The organism is Paenibacillus koleovorans NBRC 103111, assembly GCF_004000845.1.
In the GTDB taxonomy this organism is placed as follows: Bacteria; Bacillota; Bacilli; order Paenibacillales; family NBRC-103111; genus Paenibacillus_AA; species Paenibacillus_AA koleovorans.
Map to the genome: position 1 here is coordinate 1 of NZ_BIMA01000024.1, position 16844 is coordinate 16844.

Below are 16844 nucleotides of genomic sequence, written 5' to 3' on the forward strand. Positions count from 1 at the left end.
ACTAACTCGAGCTCGGGAGCCGCAGGGAGCAGGACAGATCTGGTTTCTCTACCGACCTAACACCAGTTCTCGTCCTTTTTCCTCTATCGTGAATCGATGAAAACGATGTTCGCCACCCCCAACAGACCGAATCAACCCTTTTTGATGGAGCTGAACAAGCAATTTACGGCATGTTGGCTTACAGACCTGCAACACCTCCCGAATCTCCTGAATCAGCACCGCCTCCGGGGAAGAAACCAACAGCCGCAGCACCTCCCGCTCGTACACGGACAATTGCATAAACTCGACCCTCTTGTTCACCCCATACTGTCCAAGCTGCTCGTAGAACGAGCGGAGGCAGGCATCGGGCCGCTTGTCGAGCTCGTCCCAGCTGAAAGGCAAGTACACGAACCGCTTCCCGCCGATGGACCGGATCTTCATCTGTTCGAACGAGTACCGCTCGCGTGTAATGGTCTCGACATGCGACACATACCCGTTCGCCTCCAGAGCAAACCATAGCGGCGTATAAAACGCATCGATGTAAGCCTTCACCCCGTTGCTAGTTACTAACTCCTTTTCCAGCACAATACCTTGCAGCGACTTAAGCGCTGGCCACACCGCCACCTCCAGCAGCTTTCGGGTCCCGGTCAAATCCCGATGCAGCATCTCCAGCCGTTGCCCGCTCGCCTCCGCCCGCTGCTCCTGCAGCAGCCGCTCAAAGGCTAGTTGAAACTCCCGTTGAAGCTCCTTCTCAAACACTCGTCCTAACTCTCGATTCCCCGAACTCATTCCCGATTCTAATGCCGTCATCCCAAACACCCTCCTGTCTCCCAACTCCATAAAAAAGCCGCCTACCTCCAATATGGAGACAAGCGGCGTATGCTTTACGCGCGTTTCATGCGTGTTCGTTCTGGTGTACTAACTAATAGTGTAACAAGCCGATGGTATCATTTGCAACCGCCGCGGGGAAAATAAACCATCGCAACCAAATCAACCCGCCAAGGAGAACGCTCGTGGACCCGACATTGACATCATCACCTGCAACTGCGCCAGATCTAGCGCATACTCCTGCTTCAGCACCAGCATCTGCGCCATCATCACCTGCACCAGATCTCGCGCTTCCGCCTGCCCCAACATCAGCACCATCTGCACCTACGCCAGATCGCGCGCGTACTCCTACTTCAACACCTGCACCATCATCACCTGCACCTACGCCAGATCGCGCGCCTACTGTTGCTTCAGCACCATCATCACCTTCACCTGCGACATCATCATCTTCACCTGCACCGGATCTCGCGCCTAGTGCTGCTTCAGCACCAGCATCTGCGCCATCTGCACCTGCACCAGATCTCGCGCCTACGCCAGCCTCAACACCAGCACCAGCATCTGAGACTTCACCAGCATCTGAGCCGACACCGACACCGAAACCCGCCATCGCCTTGCATGGCTTCAACAATTTGACCAAGACGCTCAGCTTCAACATGTACGACATCTGCTTCACCCGTACGCGCGAGGAGCGCGAAGCATACTTGGCTTACATTGACGAGCAGTACAACGCCGAACGGCTGACCAAGATTCTGAACGCCGTCGCAGACATTATCGGAGCGCATGTGCTGAACGTGGCGAAGCAGGACTACATCCCGCAAGGCTCAAGCGTCACGATGCTGGTGTCCGAAGGGCCCGTGGAGGAGGCGCCCGATTCGTCGTTCGAGGAGTCGCCGGGACCGCTGCCCGATCATGTCGTCATGCACCTCGACAAAAGCCACATCACCGTGCATACATACCCCGAATACCATCCGGACGAGGGGATCAGCACGTTTCGCGCGGATATCGACGTGTCTACCTGCGGAGAAATTTCGCCGCTCAAGGCGCTGAACTACTTGATCCATTCGTTCGACGCCGACATCATGACAATCGACTACCGGGTGCGGGGCTTCACGCGCGACACGAGCGGCTACAAGCTGTTCATCGACCACGAGATCAGCTCCATTCAGAACTACATCCCCGATCAAGTGCGCGACCGTTACCAGATGATCGACGTGAACGTATACCAGGAGCATATTTTCCACACGAAATGCAAGCTGCGCGCCTTCGATCTCAACAATTATTTGTTCGGGTACACGAAGGACCAGCTGAGCGTCGAGGAGCAAAAGGAAATTACCCGCAGCGTCCAGTGGGAGATGGATGAGCTGTTCTACGGGACGAATATGGATGCGCCCTTCACCGCGAACTAATGGAGCTACCAGCCGAGAAACCGACGACCGGGCCGCTAATACCCGACATGGCCGAGCAACGATTGACTGACTTAACGAACGTCTAAAAAGCCGCCTGCCCCCGGCCGGGAACAAGCGGCTTCTTCTCTTTTTACTCCGAGGCTTCCGACTCCGCCAACTCCGCCTGCTCGACTTGCTCCTCCTTGGGCTGCAGCTGCTTGCGAATGTACTCCTCCAGCTTGATGCGAGTGGAAGGGGGTAGGCCGGACAGCATGCAGCCATAGTGGAACGTGTCCTCATCCGGCTGAATCCGGATAATGCGTCCGGTAATCGGCGGCAAATCCGCCTCCTGCGGAAAATGAATGACAATGAACATATCCTGCGCGAGCGGAAAGGAGCTGGCGATATGCAGCCCGCTCTCGGAGATGTCGAACAGCGTGCCGGCGATATTTTGACCGGAAAACGCGCCTTCCTGCTCCCACTGATACACCGACAGCAGCAACGGGATGTCCATCATCAGCCGGATGCTCTTCCGACGATCGACGAATGAACTCTCCGCCTGCAAAATGGCCTCAATGTTCGACTCCACCTTGGAACGCTGAATCGGGGCGCCCATCCAGTCCTCGTATACTTGCACGACCGCGCTCAAATCTTGCTCCCCGAGCCCTTTGCTAAGCCCCATCTCGAACATGTTCTTGGCCATCCCGAGCATCGGCGTCGTGAGCTGAAGCAGGTCGGTGAGCTGAGTGGCGATCCGCAAATCCTTGTGCATCAGCTGCATCGAGAACTGGACGTCGAAATTGCGGTCGAGAATTTTCTCGCCCTTCAGCTCCGCCTGTCGGCTGCAAGCGCTCCCAGCAAGAACGATAGCTAAGAACTTCTCCATATGAATGTTCGCCTTGGCCGCCAGCGCCATTCCTTCGATAAACCCAAGCGCATTGATGCCGACCATCGTATTGTGCGCGAGCTTGGCGTAGGAGCCGGAGCCGGCAGGGCCCATATAGATCACCTGGCTGCCCATCGCCCGGAACACATCGTCCTGCGAGGCCAGCACATCCTCGTCGCCGCCGACCATGAACAGCAGCGTCCCGTCCATCGCAGCCGGCTTGCTGCCCGTGACCGGAGCGTCCAAGAAAAAAGCGCCTTGTTCGCCGAGCTCGGCATACAGCGTCCTGCTCGTGTGAGGAGAAATGGTGCTGCAGTCGATAATCGTCATACCCGAGTGAAGCCCTTCCAATACGCCATAAGCGTCGTAGAACACTTGGCGAATCGCCGTATCGTTGCTAAGCATCGTGATCAGCACGTCGGCATCTCGCGCCGCTTCAGCCGGTGTGGTAGACACAGTAGCGCCTAGCGCGACCAAATCCTCCGCTTTTTCCAACGAGCGATTGTATACTGTAACGGGAAATCCTTTGCGCAACAAATTCTTCGCCATCGGGGCTCCCATCGTACCTAGTCCGATAAATCCGATCGATTTCATACTCCATCTCCTCAACCGTACGAATATGCCCCCAAGGGAGACCGAGACCCCAAAAAACCGTACAGACCTCATTGTAGCATTTCTTCCAGTCGCTGTGAAACGACTCTTTCACTTGTGTTGCGGGGGCCATTCTAGTATGCTAATTTGCAAGGCATTTTGAATAAAAATGGAGGGGTGTTTCATTATGACAGAAAAGCTTCATTTTGATTACAGCAAGGCGCTTGGCTTCGTTCAGCAGCATGAAATCGATTATTTCGCGGAACCGGTACGGCTCGCGCACGAGCAGCTTCACAACGGGACGGGAGCGGGTTCCGACTATCTGGGCTGGATCGAGCTGCCGAAAAATTACGATAAAGAGGAATTCGCCCGCATCGAACAAGCGGCCAAACGGATTCAAGGCCATTCCGACGTGCTGGTCGTTATCGGGATCGGCGGCTCTTATCTGGGCGCGCGGGCGGCTCTCGAAATGTTGTCCCACTCCTTCTATAATATGCTGTCGAAGGAAAAACGGACTACTCCCGAAATTTATTTCGTAGGCAATAACATCAGCTCTACATACGTGACGCACCTATTGCAGCTGCTGGAGGGCAAGGACATCTCCGTCAACGTCATCTCGAAATCCGGGACGACGACGGAGCCGGCGATTGCGTTCCGCATTTTCCGCGAGCTGCTCGAGACGAAGTACGGTAAAGAAGGCGCTCGTGAGCGCATCTTCGCGACCACGGACCAAGCGAAGGGCGCGCTGAAGAAGCTGGCCGACGCCGAGGGTTATGAGACGTTTGTCATCCCGGACGACGTAGGCGGACGGTATTCGGTACTGACTGCCGTAGGCCTGCTGCCGATCGCTACCGCGGGTATTGATATCGGCGCAATGATGGAAGGCGCGGCGGATGCGGCGACGGCGTATTCGAGCCCGGATCTTGGCAGCAACGAGTGCTATCAATACGCGGCTGTCCGCAATGCACTATTGCGGAAGGGCAAAGCGATCGAAATTCTCGTCAACTACGAGCCTGCGCTTCATTACGTGTCGGAATGGTGGAAGCAGCTGTACGGCGAGAGCGAAGGCAAAGACGGCAAAGGGCTGTTCCCGGCATCCGTCGACTTCTCGGCGGACTTGCACTCCATGGGGCAGTTCATCCAGGAAGGGTCTCGCAACTTGTTCGAGACCGTCATCCAGGTGGCGAATGTGCCCCACCAAATCGAGATCGGCACGGACGCCGACAATTTGGACGGGCTGAACTTCCTGGCCGGCAATACGATGGACTTCGTCAACAAGAAGGCGTTCCAGGGCACGATGCTCGCGCACAGCGACGGCGGCGTGCCGAACCTGATCGTGACGCTGCCTGATATTTCGGCTTACTCGTTCGGGTATATGGTGTATTTCTTCGAGAAAGCTTGCGGTATCAGCGGCTACTTGCTCGGGGTCAATCCGTTCGATCAGCCTGGTGTCGAGGCGTATAAGAAGAACATGTTCGCGTTGCTCGGTAAACCTGGTTTCGAGAAAGAGAAGGCGGAGCTGGAGGCGCGGCTGAACGATTAGTCAGCTAGCATGTGCTCGGAATGTGGAAAGGACGGTGCATTCGCCGATGCTGGAGTTGTATCGAACGGTTCGACGCTCGAATTCGGCGGAGATCGTCATCAAGAAATCCCGCTTCATCGGCCATGTGCTGCCGGTGGAGTCGGAGGACGAGGCGCTGCAATTCATCGAGCGGATCAAGAAGGAGCATTGGTCGGCCAATCATAACTGCTCGGCCTACGTTGTCGGGGACAAGGACCAGTTCCAGAAAGCGTCCGACGACGGGGAGCCGAGCGGTACAGCGGGCAAGCCGATGCTCGAGGTGATCAAACGCCAGCAGCTCAAGAACGTGTGCGTCGTCGTCACCCGCTACTTCGGCGGCATCATGCTGGGGGCGGGCGGTTTGATCCGCGCTTACACGGACGCCACCGTGGAGGGGCTCGCGTCTGCGGAGCCGATGTATCGGGCGCTGCACCAGGAGGTGCGGGTGTCGATCGATTACACTTGGCTCGGCAAGGTGGAGAACGAGCTGCGGAACCGCGCGATGTGGATGGACGAGACGGAATTCACCGACAAGGTGACGCTCGTCTGTTTGCCTCTATATGCGGAGCGAGAGCGGTTCGCCGCTTGGATGACCGACTTGACCCAAGGGCAAGGGGAAATCGTCATGGGGGAGGCGCGCTATGTGGAGCATGAGCAAGATCCGACCGCGGTGGAGCCCTGACGAACGGGCTGGTGGCGGCGGATTTGGAGGGATTGCCGGCGACGGTTTGCTGGAGAGTGCGCCGCGGAGTTCGGCGGTCATCGATCTTTCGCTCCGTTCGCGGGCCGACCTCGTCGAAGCCGGCGAACCGCGCATCCTGATCTTCACCGGCGGCACGCTCGGCTCGTGGGCGCTGGAGGAGGTGCGGCTCGGGGACATCTTGATCGGCGCCGACAAGGGCGCGCTTTTCCTCGTACGGCACGGCTTGCGGCCGGACTTGGCGCTCGGCGACTTCGACTCGGTCGACGAGGGCGAGCTGGAGGAGATTCGTTGCGGCAGCGTGCGATTCGAGGACTGCGATCCGATTATGAAGGATTACACCGACACCGAGATGGCGTTTCATCGGGCGCTGGAGTGGCCGCTGCCGGCTGGCGCAGTGCCTCGCGAGATCGTGCTGCTGGGTGCGCTGGGCACTCGCTTCGACCACTCGCTGGCGAATGTGCATCTGCTGCGCATAGGGCTGACGCGCGGCGTCGTCTGCCGAATCGTGGACGCCTACAACGAGGTGCAGCTGATCGACCGATGCGTCGAGCTCGAACGCGGGCGATACGCCAACGTCTCGCTGCTGCCGCTCACCCCGGAGGTGCGGGGCATCACGCTGCGCGGGTTCTTATATCCGCTGGAACGGGCTACGCTTGCGATCGGCCAGTCGCTCGGCATCAGCAATGTGCTGGTCGATCCGATCGGCCGAGTGGAGCTGGAGCAGGGCCAGTTGCTCGTCATACGCAGCCGGGACTGATGCTTGGGCTTCCGTCGATGTTCCTTCTCCATGAACTTGTACTGTTTTCGCGGACAGGTTCATATGGTTAGAGTAGATCAACTACGTTTCTACTCGATGCGGGACCATTCACGGAGGAGGAGAAGGATATGGTAAAAGCGTATGCGGGCGTGGTCGGAGTGTTGTTTTTGCTGCTCGGCGTCATCGGCTTTTTCATGAAAGAGCTGTTCGGCATGATTCATTTCGACCTCACGCACAACATCATCCACCTGGTGTTCGGGGCGATCGGCATTGCCGCGATGCGGACCGACGACAACGCCGTCCGGTTCGCCAAGAGCATCGGCGTGCTGTATGTGGCGCTCGGCTTGCTGGGCATGGTCAGTCCGAACATGTTCGGGCTGATGCACATGGAGAATGCCGAGAACGTGATTCACCTGATCATCGGAGTGATCGGCTTGTACCTCGGCTTTACAGCCGCCCAGACGATCCAGACGATCAAGCTGAAGTCCAAGATGAATTGAGTGAGTCGCATCCCACGAAAGCAGAAACGAACCCTTCGTCGCCGAGATCGGCAGCGGGGGTTCGTTTTGTTATGGGCGTTTGTCCCGGGCAAAGCGCCTATAGGCGGCATACACTACCGTATCGGCAGTAACCATACATCATGTCGGAGGGATGGCCATGCATTACGTAGTGAACCCAGGCGACAGCCTGTACTCGATCGCCAGCTGGAACGGGCTTAGCGTGGAGGAGCTTATAGAAGCGAACGGGCTTACCGAGGCGGATCCTCTTTATGTGGGACAGACGATCGTCCTGCCTCGGTCTTTGTTCCCCGGTCCGGGTCCTGGTCCAGGTTTTCCAGGTCCGGGTCCGGGCGGTCCGGGGTTTCCGGTACAGAACTTCGCGCTGCAGCAGCGCATAGCTCGACTCGAGCAGCAGAACGCCGCCCAGCAGAACGAGATCCAGCGTCTGAATCAGCGGGTGAATCGGCTGGAGAACGAGGTGGACCGGTTGCGCGGAAGACTGATCAATCTAGAGCAGCGGGTGGACCGTCTGCAGCCCTATCCGCAGCCCAGATAGAAAGAGGAAGGGCGAGCTTAACAATATCTTCATAAAGTGGCTCTCCATCGCCTAATGAACTATGATAAGGGAGACTTCATCGGGATCGCAGCAGCTTTTGATACAATATTAGTACGAAGGAGTTCTCCTTTATGCATAAGGATATAACGGTGAGAAGGCTGGTCGAAATATGGCTCGTCGCCACCAAGCTCGGGCTCACCTCGTTCGGTGGACCGATCGCCCACTTGGGTTACTTCCATGAGGAGTACGTTCGCAAGCGCAAATGGCTGGATGAGCAGTCCTACGCGGAGCTAGTGACGCTCTGCCAATTCTTGCCCGGCGCGGCGAGCAGCAAGGTCGGCATCGGCGTCGGCGTCTTCCGCGGCGGTCTGCTCGGCGGACTGGCCGCCTGGCTCGGCTTCACGGCGCCGTCGGTGGCGGTGCTCGTCCTCGCCGCACTACTCATCCGCGGCGCGGATGTCGGCGGCGCCGGCTGGGTGCACGGCCTCCACCTTGCCGCCGTCGCCATCGTCGCCCATGCCGTGTGGGGCATGGGCCGCAAGCTGGCTCCGGACGCCCAGCGGGTGACGATCGCGCTGCTGACTGCCGTCCTGCTGCTGCTCGTCGAGTCCGCTTGGACCCAAGTCGCCCTGCTAGCAGCGGCAGGGGTGATCGGCTACGCCTTGTACAGGCGGAAGGCGATCGCGGACTCGCCCGAGCTGCCGATGCCGATCGGCCGGCTGTTCGCCACGGTGTGCCTCGTGCTATTCTTCGCGCTGCTCGTGGGGCTGCCGCTGCTCAGCCGCGTGGCGCCCGGCGAGTGGCTGGCCGTGTTCGACGCGTTCTACCGCACGGGCTCGCTCGTCTTCGGCGGCGGGCATGTCGTGCTGCCGCTGCTCGAGCGGGAAGTCGTGCCGAACGGCTGGGTCGACAGCGGCAGCTTCCTCGCCGGCTACGGCCTCACGCAGGCGATGCCGGGGCCGCTGTTTACGTTCGCCGCCTACTTAGGCGCGGTGACGGGCGGCATTCCGTACGCGCTGCTAGCGACGGCGGCCGTTTTCCTGCCGTCCATCTTGCTGCTCTATGGCGTACTTCCGTTCTGGGGCGTGCTCCGCCGCAGCCCCAAGGTGCAAGGCGCGCTCGCCGGCATGAATGCGGCCGTGGTCGGCCTGCTGCTCGCGGCGCTGTACGACCCCCTCTGGACGTCGGGCGTACGGAGCCCGACCGATCTGGCTCTCGCGCTCGTGCTATTCCTGATGGTCGCCTTCTGGCGGCTCCCTCCATGGCTCGCCGTGGTCGCCGGAGCGGCCGGGGGCATGCTGCTGCAGGCAGTTGCGCTGTAAAGCGAACTGAAAAAACCGCCAATCGGCGGTTTTTTCAGTAGAATGGAGGCAGTCAGCCATCAGCAAATTCAAATAAACGCTACGGCATATACGGCATATCGCTACTTTCTTCAGTTCCAACTCCACTCAGCATAACTCAGCATAACTCAGCATAACTCAGCATAACTCAGCATAACTCAGCATAACTCAGCATAACTCAACCCAACTCAACCCAACTCAACCCAACTCAACCCGACTCAACCCGAAATCCCCGTCACTTCCCGAACAAAATCCAGCTCCCCGGCACCCGCTTCAGAATCGCGACGATCAGCCACGGAATCGTGAAGATGACCAGCAAGCCACCCACGACAACCCCGTGATACTGGAAGCTCATCGGCGAGGCGACCACATACGACATCCACACGTACAGCAGGGCCGGATGAATAAAGTAAATGCCGAACGAATTCGCGCCCATCGACGACAGCATGCCGGACAATCGAGGCGACGTCTCCAGCAGATGCCGGCCGATCCAGATGAAGCTCGCGGCCACGCCGACAGCGTACAAGTTGAACAACAGCTCGAACAGATGCTGACTGTACACGATGCCGTGCCTGCCGAGGATGCTCAGTCCGGTGAAGATGGACCCTAAAGCTACAGTCGCCGCGGTCACCCACCAGACATTGCGGTTCAGCCACATGATGAAGCCGCTATAGTACATGCCGATCGAACCGCCGATGCAGAACAGCCCGATGTATGTCGGGAACAGCGTCACGCGGTGATCAATCGGATGGACATATGTGTGGAACAGATAGGCGCCTACCTGAATCAACACCCCGAACACCCACAAATAGCGGCGGAACAAGCCCCAATATTTTGCAATTGTCACGAGCAGTGGAAAGACCAAGTAGAACTGCATAATGATAATCATAAAATATAAATGGTAGCTCGTGTCTCCCCAGCGAATGTCACTCAGAAATTTCATCCAGTCAAGCTCGACGCCCCAGTCCGGGGTAATCGCAGGGTAGAACAAGTAGTAGAAGAACGACCAGATCAAGTAGGGGATCAAAATATACTGCAGCCGTTTCCGGTAAAACGTTAGGATGCTGCTGAGCTTCCAGTTGTCCATGTAGCTGTAGAACAGCACGACGCCGCTAAGCAGGATGAAAAGGAAGACAGCGAAATAGCTCAGCTTGTTGACGACGTCATAAAGCACCTGAGCTCGGCTGGTGAAAGGAATGTCCACGGTGGCGGATGCAGTGGCGTGGATGAGCAGGACAGCGGCGATCGCGACGGCGCGAACGAGGTCCAGCTCGAACAGCTTCGGTTTTCTCACTTTGAATGTCTACCCTTCGTTTGGTATGTAAGGACTGTCAATAGTATACTTGAAAAAAATGCAGATGACCACGTGGCAGCAACAGGTTGAGGGGCTGCAACGGAAACAATTCGCGCGTTTCAAACAAAGGAGGCTAATCGCGAGTATGTCCAGAATGCTGGAATTGAAAACCGCCGCGCAAATCGAGGCGATGCGTAGCGCCGGCGGCGTGCTGGCCGCCTGCCACCGCGAGCTGCGCAGCCGCATCAAGCCGGGCGTGACGACGGCCGAGCTCGACCGGTTCGCCGAGCAGTTTATGCTGGACCACGGCACGAAGCCGGAGCAAAAGGGCTATCACGGCTACCCGTTCGCGACCTGCGCGTCCGTCAACGATGTGATCTGCCACGGCTTCCCGGACGACCGGCCGCTCGAGGACGGCGATATCGTCACGATCGACATGGTCGTGAACAAGGACGGCTGGCTGGCGGATTCGGCTTGGTCGTATCAGGTCGGCAGCGGGGTATCCGAGCAAGCGAAAAAGCTGCTGGAGGTGACGAAGGCGGCGTTGTATTTGGGGATCCGGCAAGCGGTTGTGGGCAATCGGCTGGGCGATATCGGCCACATCATCCAGTCGTTCGCGGAGGCGCATGGCTACGGGGTCGTCCGCAACTTCACGGGCCACGGCATCGGGCAATACATGCATGAGGAGCCGACGGTGCTGCATTTCGGCAAACCGGGCAAAGGGATGCGGCTGAAGCCGGGCATGGTGCTGACTATCGAGCCGATGCTGACGACCGGCACCTACGAGACGTTCATCGATGCCGACGGCTGGACCGCGCGGACGATGGACGGTAGCCTGTGCGCCCAGTACGAGCATACGATCGCGATTACGGAGGACGGTCCGGTCATTCTGACCGATCAAGGCGACTGAGCGAAGAACGCCCTGAAGCTAAATACAATAAAGAAAAACCGTCCTGGCGGACGGTCCTCTGGCATAAGTGTTCAGTTGGTGCGTGGGGAGGGCAGGAAGCAATGTTGTCAGGTTAAGGACAATAAGCACACTCGCTCTGCTTTTAGTGGATGGAGCTATTTGAAGGGAAAGGGGGCGGGTGTTTCGTCAGGCCGAGCTCGGAGCGGACACAGAAGCCCTTATTTCATCCTAAAGTAGCTTGAGGGTTGGATTGGCGGACACAGATGCGCTTATTTGCCCTTTCGCCCCCTCAAAACCTCACTTTTGGCCCCAATAACGCATCGTATGTCCGCTTACCCCGTAAAATAGCCATTTTGTTCACAAATAAGGGCCGTATGGTCCGCATACTCGCCGCTGTTGGAGTCCCTAACCTGACAGCATTGGGGCAGGAAGAGGGGTTCCGAGGTTTAGTCGTTGTTGGGCCACGCTGTGGGAGACGGACGCTTCGCTTCTCCACTCCCTCTTCCCGCCCTCTTCGCTTCTGCTTTCGTTCTTGGCGTTCCGTTTTTTCTGAAAACCGTCGTTTTCCAGAGGGAGTGTGCGGAAACAGCTCCGCAAATGGGAAAATTCGGACTTGAGACCGATTCCCCCTCCGCTTCTGACACACAGTCCGAAAAAGTCGGACTAGAGCGTATACTGCCTTTTCATGCGCTCTATAAGAAACCCGGATCGGAACAATCACCGGTCCATTTTTTGGCGGTTGTGTTTAGTTGGCGCGTAGGACGGAGGGCACCTTTCTGATATGTTGAAAAAGGAGACCTCTCTCGAGGCCTCCTTTCCGTCCCAGCGGGTGGTTGGCCGAAGCCAGAACCCTGCTACAGGACAACCACCCTATTCGTCTGTGCCAAATTGCATCACACTCCTTTCTGACGAGATTAACCTTACTATAACCGATGGCGAGTCCGGCGGGTAGGGAGCGTTTGGTTAGAAGAAAGCATTCCGCCATTCGTGCTATAATGGAAGGCGTACCCATGGACAGCGGTACGGACAGGAGGCGTAGGATGGCGAAGGCAGATCCGATGGAAGCGGTCAAACAAACAGACGGGCCGGTCATTCAAGTGCAAGGGCTCGTGAAACGATATGGAGAGTTCACTGCAGTAGGCGGTGTGAGCTTCGAGGTGCGCCGGGGCGAAGTGTTCGGTCTGCTCGGGCCCAACGGCGCCGGCAAGACGACGACGATGGAAATGATGGAAGGGCTTCGCAAGCCTGACGGGGGCGTCGCTCGGATCGCAGGCTACGATACGCAAACGGAATTGCAGCATGTGAAGCGGGTCATCGGCGTGCAGCTGCAGTCCACGTCCTTATTCGATTTGCTCAAGGTAAAGGAGATCGTGCGGATGTATGCCAGCTTTTACCCATATTCCGTGCCGATCAATCCGCTCCTCAAGGATATGATTCTGGAAGAGAAAAAGGACGACCGCGTGCGGAACTTGTCCGGCGGGCAGAAGCAACGGCTCGCCATCGCGCTTGCGCTTGTGAACGACCCGGAGGTCGTGTTCCTGGACGAGCCTACGACGGGTCTCGATCCCCAGGCGCGGCGCACGCTCTGGGACATCGTGCTGAGCTTGAAGGCGCGGGGCAAGACGGTTGTGCTCAGCACGCATTACATGGACGAAGCGCATGTGCTGTGCGACCGCATCTGCCTGATGGACCGCGGCCAGGTCATCGCCCTCGACACGCCGGAGCGGCTCGTCCGCAGCCTGCAGTCGGAGAGCGCCGTCGAGTTCCGCCTGCCGGACCTGGAGACCGAGTCGACGGCTCCCGAGCAGCGCGAGGCGGTGCTCGAAGTGCTGCGCGGTCTGGCCGGCGTGAAGGAAGTGGAGCAGCGCGTGGAGGTTTACGTCATGTACACGGACTCGCTGCAGCAGACGCTCACCGATTGGGTCCGCCGCGCGGAGGAGCGCGGGTATAGCTTCACCGACTTGCACACCCGCACCGCTACGCTCGAAGACGTCTTCATCCACATGACGGGAAGGAGTCTGAGGGAAGCATGAAAGCTTATATCCAACTAACGCTGGCTCAGCTCCGTCTGTTCGGGCGCAATCGGCAGGTGCTGTTCTGGACGCTGCTGTTCCCGGTGTTCTTCATGGTCATGCTCGGCTCCTTCATGGGTAAGAACGGAGGCGTCTCGCTGAGCGGCATCGTCATCGACGAGGACCGGACGACGGCATCGGCGGAGCTTATGCATACGTTGATGTCGCAAGATCATCTGATCGACTTCGAGTCCGCCGATAACCGGACGGATGCCCTGAAAGCGCTCAAGGAAGGCGATGTGCAGATTGTTGCGATTATCCGGCACGGGTATGACGCCAGTCTCCAGCAGCACATCGGGCCAGGCAAGGGCAGCGCCTCGTCGGAAGCGGCGGCGATGGTCGAAGCGCATTATGACGAGACGAATATGACGATGTCGCAGCTCGCCCTTACGCTGCTCTCCGAGGAGGTCGACGCCGTCAGCAAGAAGCTCGCGAACTACAAGCCGGTCGTCGCCGTCGAGGCGTTCGCGGTGGAGTCGCTGCACCTGGAATACATTGATTTCCTCGTGCCGGGCATTCTCGCGATGATGATCATGTCCAACAACCTGAACGGAGTCGCAGGCCAGATTGCTTCCTGGCGGGAACGCGGCATTCTGCGGCGCATGCAGAGCACGACGCTTCGCTCCGGCACGTTCATCGCCGCCCAGATTACGGCGCGGCTCGTCATGAACAGCCTGCAGGCGCTCATCGTGCTGGTCATCGGCTCTCTCTTTTTCGGAACGCAAGTAAATGGCTCCTGGCTCCTCTTATTCCTGTTCGTCGTGCTTGGCACGCTTACGTTCATGTCGATCGGCTTCATCATCGCCGGTCTCGCCAAGACGCCGGAGAGCGCGGGACCGATCGCCGGGTTCATTTCCTTCCCGATGCTGTTCGTCGGCGGCGTATTTTTCCCGATCAAGAACATGCCGGAAATCGTACAAGTCATCGTCAAGCTGCTCCCGATCGCCCATTTGTCGACGGCGCTTCGCCAGGTGATGAATGTAGGGGCCGGCATCGGCGATTTGTGGAACGAGGCGCTGCTGCTCAGCGTCTGGATGGTAGCGGCCTTCTTGATTTCGACATTTACGTTCAAGTGGGAGTAGCTTCCGCCGATAGTTGGCAATAATAAACAAGGAGGCCGTTAACGCATTTGTCATGAAATGTTAATGTCCCGCTAATCTTCCGCTAATGCTGCGTTCATGTTCGCCTAGTACAATGAGAAGCAGAACGGGAAGGAGTGGAACGGATGATTTTGTACCAGTTGACCAAATGGATGGAAGAGCGCAAGCGGCTCAAAACGATGATAGCGGAAACCGAGGGAGACGCCAGGCTGCTGCTGCACCGCAAGGAGCTTGTCGAGCGTCATATGCTGCTGCAGGCCGAGAAATGGCTGGAGCCCGAGCGGGTAGAGCTGGAGTCGGTGCCGATGGCGTATCTGGATCCGGCGCTGGACCCGTCCGTGACCGCATCCGAGGAATTGGCCGCCGCCTTGCAATGATCGAAGCACCGGGGCATAGCACCCGTCAGCCAGTCCAATCCTTGTCCATGACATTGTCTGTGACAAGGCTGGGGCTGGTTTCTTTTGTATTGCGGCGGGTTTCCATGTAGAATGAGAATGGCACGGCAAATCCCCGAAGAAGGTTGAGTCACATGAACGTTGTCGTATCGAGCTTAAACGCGAAATATATTCATACATGCCTCGCCCTGCGCTACCTGAAAGCGTTCTGCGGCGAGGAATTCGACGTGGCAATGGTCGAATATACGATCAAAGATCCGGCGATGAACATCGTTTCCGATCTTTTTCTTAAAAATCCCGAGGTTCTCGGCTTTTCGTGCTATATTTGGAATATCGAAGAGACGATACAAGTAGTGAGGATGTTAAAAAAAATTAAACCGGAGCTGAAAATCGTCTTGGGCGGGCCTGAGGTTTCCTACGATACGGCGTATTGGATGGAGCGGGTGCCGGAGGTCGATTTTATCGTAATAGGTGAAGGAGAAGAGACGTTTCTTCATTTGCTGCGGGAGCTTCGGGACGAGCGGAAGTTTCATTTCGTATTCGGTCTCGCATACAGGTCCAAGGGAGAGGTTGTGATCAATCCCGGACGGCCCAAGCTGGATCTTGCTGCGATTCCATCCCCTCACCGGTTTGAAGAGGATTACCCTGCATTAGCCAACCGGGTCGTTTATTTCGAGACGAGCCGCGGTTGCCCGTTCAGCTGCCAGTTCTGCTTGTCCAGCATCGAGGTTGGGGTTCGCTACTTTGACATGGAGCGGACGAAAGCCGATCTGCTTCACTTGATACATTCCGGAGCGAAATTGATCAAATTCGTAGACCGGACGTTCAATATTAAGCGGGACTATGCGATGGAAATTTTTGAGTTTCTGATCGCCAACCACGGCGGCTCTTGCGTCTTTCAGTTCGAGATTACGGCTGACATCATGCGTCCCGAGGTGCTGGATTATTTGGCGGAACACGCTCCACCCGGCATTTTCCGGTTCGAGATCGGCGTACAATCTACTAATGACGCAACCAACGAGCTCGTGAAGCGCCGGCAAAATTTCGCCAAGCTGACGCGCACGGTGACCAAGGTGAAGCAAAGCGGCAAGATCGACCAGCATCTGGACTTGATCGCCGGGCTGCCCGAGGAAGATTACGACTCATTCCGCAAGACGTTCAACGACGTGTTCGCCCTGGGGCCGGAGGAGCTGCAGCTCGGGTTCCTGAAAATGCTGCGCGGTACCGGACTTCGCCACGATGCGGACAAATACGGATATGTCTACATGGACAACGCCCCCTATGAGATTTTGGGCAACCGGATTCTGCCGTTTTCGGACATAGTGCGAATCAAGCGGGTGGAGGATGTGCTCGAGAAATACTGGAATGCTCACCGGATGGATCATACGGTCGGTTATTTGATCCGCGAGCATTTCGAATCGCCTTTCGATTTTTTCCAAACGTTCGGCGACTACTGGGAAACTCAAGGGTGGCAGCGCATCGGGCATCAGCTGGAGGATTTGTTCACACGGCTGCTGTCATTTCTCGAGTATCGAGGGACGCCTGGAATGGATGTTGTTGCAGGGCTGCTGAAGCTCGATTATTTCCTGAATCATAAGTACAAGCCGCGGAAAACGTGGTGGGCTGTGTCCTTGTCGAAGAGCGAGCAAACGGGATGGTTTCGCGCGATCGCCGAAGCCCCCGACTGTGTGGAAGATAAGAGCTTCGCGCAGCTCGGTCTGGAGGAGAAAGATTTGCACAAACATGCGTATTTGGAAACGGTGCCCTTCGATCTCCATGCTTACTTGACGACCGGCGCGATCGATTCCGCCAACCCGTCGCTGCTGATCGCTTATTTCGAGCCGGATTCCCGTTCCGCTTCCCGCATCTTCGCAGCGCCTCTGGACAGCGGCTTCAAGAGCGCCGTTACGGTCCAATAGCGCTCGGCGGAATGCCCGCATCGCCCCGTTTTCCAGAACCAACCTAGTGAGCCGACGCAGGAGAGGGT

16 protein-coding genes are annotated in these 16844 nt (G+C 57.6%); 12 read left to right on the forward strand and 4 right to left on the reverse strand.

What is annotated here, in order from left to right; genetic code table 11:
* Window positions 1-48: 48 nt before the first annotated feature.
* Together PKO02S_RS10470 and PKO02S_RS32315 are read right to left on the reverse strand one after the other, a co-directional pair.
* Window positions 49-789 carry a MarR family transcriptional regulator gene (locus PKO02S_RS10470; protein WP_127582260.1) on the reverse strand — a complete coding sequence of 247 codons (741 nt, stop codon included), beginning with the start codon at window positions 787-789 and terminating at the stop codon, window positions 49-51.
* A gap of 180 nt (window positions 790-969) precedes the next feature.
* Window positions 970-1125, reverse strand: coding sequence for a hypothetical protein (locus PKO02S_RS32315; protein ID WP_164821382.1), 156 nt, complete (start codon window positions 1123-1125; stop codon window positions 970-972).
* A 287-nt stretch (window positions 1126-1412) separates the two neighbouring features.
* Here PKO02S_RS32315 and speD point away from each other — a divergent pair, with 287 nt between their 5' ends.
* Window positions 1413-2213 carry an adenosylmethionine decarboxylase gene (gene speD / locus PKO02S_RS10475; protein ID WP_127582440.1) on the forward strand — a complete coding sequence of 267 codons (801 nt, stop codon included), beginning with the start codon at window positions 1413-1415 and terminating at the stop codon, window positions 2211-2213.
* 130 nt (window positions 2214-2343) lie between these two features.
* Here speD and PKO02S_RS10480 read toward each other — a convergent pair whose 3' ends face one another.
* A complete protein-coding gene (locus tag PKO02S_RS10480) occupies window positions 2344-3672 on the reverse strand; it encodes an NAD(P)-binding domain-containing protein (protein WP_127582263.1) in 1329 nt (442 codons plus the stop codon).
* A 184-nt stretch (window positions 3673-3856) separates the two neighbouring features.
* On the opposite strand from PKO02S_RS10480, the gene PKO02S_RS10485 reads away from it, so the two are divergent.
* The 6 genes from PKO02S_RS10485 (at window position 3857) to chrA (ending at window position 9068) form a co-directional block, all read left to right on the forward strand.
* The gene (locus PKO02S_RS10485; protein ID WP_127582266.1) at window positions 3857-5212 is read left to right on the forward strand and encodes a glucose-6-phosphate isomerase; all 1356 of its coding nucleotides are present in this window, start codon (window positions 3857-3859) and stop codon (window positions 5210-5212) included.
* 46 nt (window positions 5213-5258) lie between these two features.
* Window positions 5259-5912 carry a YigZ family protein gene (locus PKO02S_RS10490; protein ID WP_127582269.1) on the forward strand — a complete coding sequence of 218 codons (654 nt, stop codon included), beginning with the start codon at window positions 5259-5261 and terminating at the stop codon, window positions 5910-5912.
* On the forward strand, window positions 5881-6690 hold the full coding sequence (locus PKO02S_RS10495; RefSeq protein ID WP_127582271.1) for a thiamine diphosphokinase: 810 nt from the start codon (window positions 5881-5883) through the stop codon (window positions 6688-6690). The genes PKO02S_RS10490 and PKO02S_RS10495 overlap by 32 nt, the downstream gene beginning before the upstream one ends.
* A gap of 128 nt (window positions 6691-6818) precedes the next feature.
* Window positions 6819-7190 carry a DUF4383 domain-containing protein gene (locus PKO02S_RS10500; protein ID WP_127582274.1) on the forward strand — a complete coding sequence of 124 codons (372 nt, stop codon included), beginning with the start codon at window positions 6819-6821 and terminating at the stop codon, window positions 7188-7190.
* Between the two features lie 157 nt (window positions 7191-7347).
* On the forward strand, window positions 7348-7746 hold the full coding sequence (locus PKO02S_RS10505; protein WP_127582277.1) for a LysM peptidoglycan-binding domain-containing protein: 399 nt from the start codon (window positions 7348-7350) through the stop codon (window positions 7744-7746).
* Window positions 7747-7877: 131 nt separating this feature from the next.
* Window positions 7878-9068 (forward strand): chromate efflux transporter, encoded by a 1191-nt coding sequence (gene chrA / locus PKO02S_RS10510; protein ID WP_127582280.1) that lies wholly within the window; start codon window positions 7878-7880, stop codon window positions 9066-9068.
* Between the two features lie 253 nt (window positions 9069-9321).
* Here the strand turns inward: chrA and PKO02S_RS10515 are convergent, their stop codons facing one another.
* On the reverse strand, window positions 9322-10380 hold the full coding sequence (locus PKO02S_RS10515) for an acyltransferase (RefSeq protein ID WP_127582284.1): 1059 nt from the start codon (window positions 10378-10380) through the stop codon (window positions 9322-9324).
* A 154-nt stretch (window positions 10381-10534) separates the two neighbouring features.
* Between PKO02S_RS10515 and map the strand changes: the two genes are divergently transcribed.
* The 5 genes from map (at window position 10535) to PKO02S_RS10540 (ending at window position 16776) form a co-directional block, all read left to right on the forward strand.
* Window positions 10535-11290, forward strand: a complete 756-nt coding sequence (map, locus tag PKO02S_RS10520) for a type I methionyl aminopeptidase (RefSeq protein ID WP_127582443.1) — start codon at window positions 10535-10537, stop codon at window positions 11288-11290.
* 1040 nt (window positions 11291-12330) lie between these two features.
* Window positions 12331-13323 carry an ABC transporter ATP-binding protein gene (locus PKO02S_RS10525; RefSeq protein ID WP_246066913.1) on the forward strand — a complete coding sequence of 331 codons (993 nt, stop codon included), beginning with the start codon at window positions 12331-12333 and terminating at the stop codon, window positions 13321-13323.
* Complete coding sequence (locus PKO02S_RS10530; RefSeq protein WP_127582286.1) at window positions 13320-14444, forward strand: ABC transporter permease; 1125 nt, start codon at window positions 13320-13322, stop codon at window positions 14442-14444. Before PKO02S_RS10525 ends, PKO02S_RS10530 begins: the two co-directional genes overlap by 4 nt.
* A gap of 143 nt (window positions 14445-14587) precedes the next feature.
* Complete coding sequence (locus PKO02S_RS10535; protein ID WP_127582289.1) at window positions 14588-14839, forward strand: hypothetical protein; 252 nt, start codon at window positions 14588-14590, stop codon at window positions 14837-14839.
* 152 nt (window positions 14840-14991) lie between these two features.
* A complete protein-coding gene (locus PKO02S_RS10540) occupies window positions 14992-16776 on the forward strand; it encodes a B12-binding domain-containing radical SAM protein (RefSeq protein ID WP_127582291.1) in 1785 nt (594 codons plus the stop codon).
* The last annotated feature ends 68 nt before the right edge of the window (window positions 16777-16844 follow it).

Bases quoted from the DNA above. Each gene is read 5' to 3' on its own strand.
- PKO02S_RS10470 (WP_127582260.1), bottom strand. From the start codon at position 789: ATGACGGCATTAGAATCGGGAATGAGTTCGGGGAATCGAGAGTTAGGA.
- PKO02S_RS32315 (WP_164821382.1), bottom strand. From the start codon at position 1,125: ATGGTGCTGATGTTGGGGCAGGCGGAAGCGCGAGATCTGGTGCAGGTG.
- PKO02S_RS10480 (WP_127582263.1), bottom strand. From the start codon at position 3,672: ATGAAATCGATCGGATTTATCGGACTAGGTACGATGGGAGCCCCGATG.
- PKO02S_RS10485 (WP_127582266.1), top strand. From the start codon at position 3,857: ATGACAGAAAAGCTTCATTTTGATTACAGCAAGGCGCTTGGCTTCGTT.
- PKO02S_RS10490 (WP_127582269.1), top strand. From the start codon at position 5,259: ATGCTGGAGTTGTATCGAACGGTTCGACGCTCGAATTCGGCGGAGATC.
- PKO02S_RS10495 (WP_127582271.1), top strand. From the start codon at position 5,881: ATGAGCAAGATCCGACCGCGGTGGAGCCCTGACGAACGGGCTGGTGGC.
- PKO02S_RS10500 (WP_127582274.1), top strand. From the start codon at position 6,819: ATGGTAAAAGCGTATGCGGGCGTGGTCGGAGTGTTGTTTTTGCTGCTC.
- PKO02S_RS10505 (WP_127582277.1), top strand. From the start codon at position 7,348: ATGCATTACGTAGTGAACCCAGGCGACAGCCTGTACTCGATCGCCAGC.
- chrA (WP_127582280.1), top strand. From the start codon at position 7,878: ATGCATAAGGATATAACGGTGAGAAGGCTGGTCGAAATATGGCTCGTC.
- map (WP_127582443.1), top strand. From the start codon at position 10,535: ATGCTGGAATTGAAAACCGCCGCGCAAATCGAGGCGATGCGTAGCGCC.
- PKO02S_RS10525 (WP_246066913.1), top strand. From the start codon at position 12,331: ATGGCGAAGGCAGATCCGATGGAAGCGGTCAAACAAACAGACGGGCCG.
- PKO02S_RS10530 (WP_127582286.1), top strand. From the start codon at position 13,320: ATGAAAGCTTATATCCAACTAACGCTGGCTCAGCTCCGTCTGTTCGGG.
- PKO02S_RS10535 (WP_127582289.1), top strand. From the start codon at position 14,588: ATGATTTTGTACCAGTTGACCAAATGGATGGAAGAGCGCAAGCGGCTC.
- PKO02S_RS10540 (WP_127582291.1), top strand. From the start codon at position 14,992: ATGAACGTTGTCGTATCGAGCTTAAACGCGAAATATATTCATACATGC.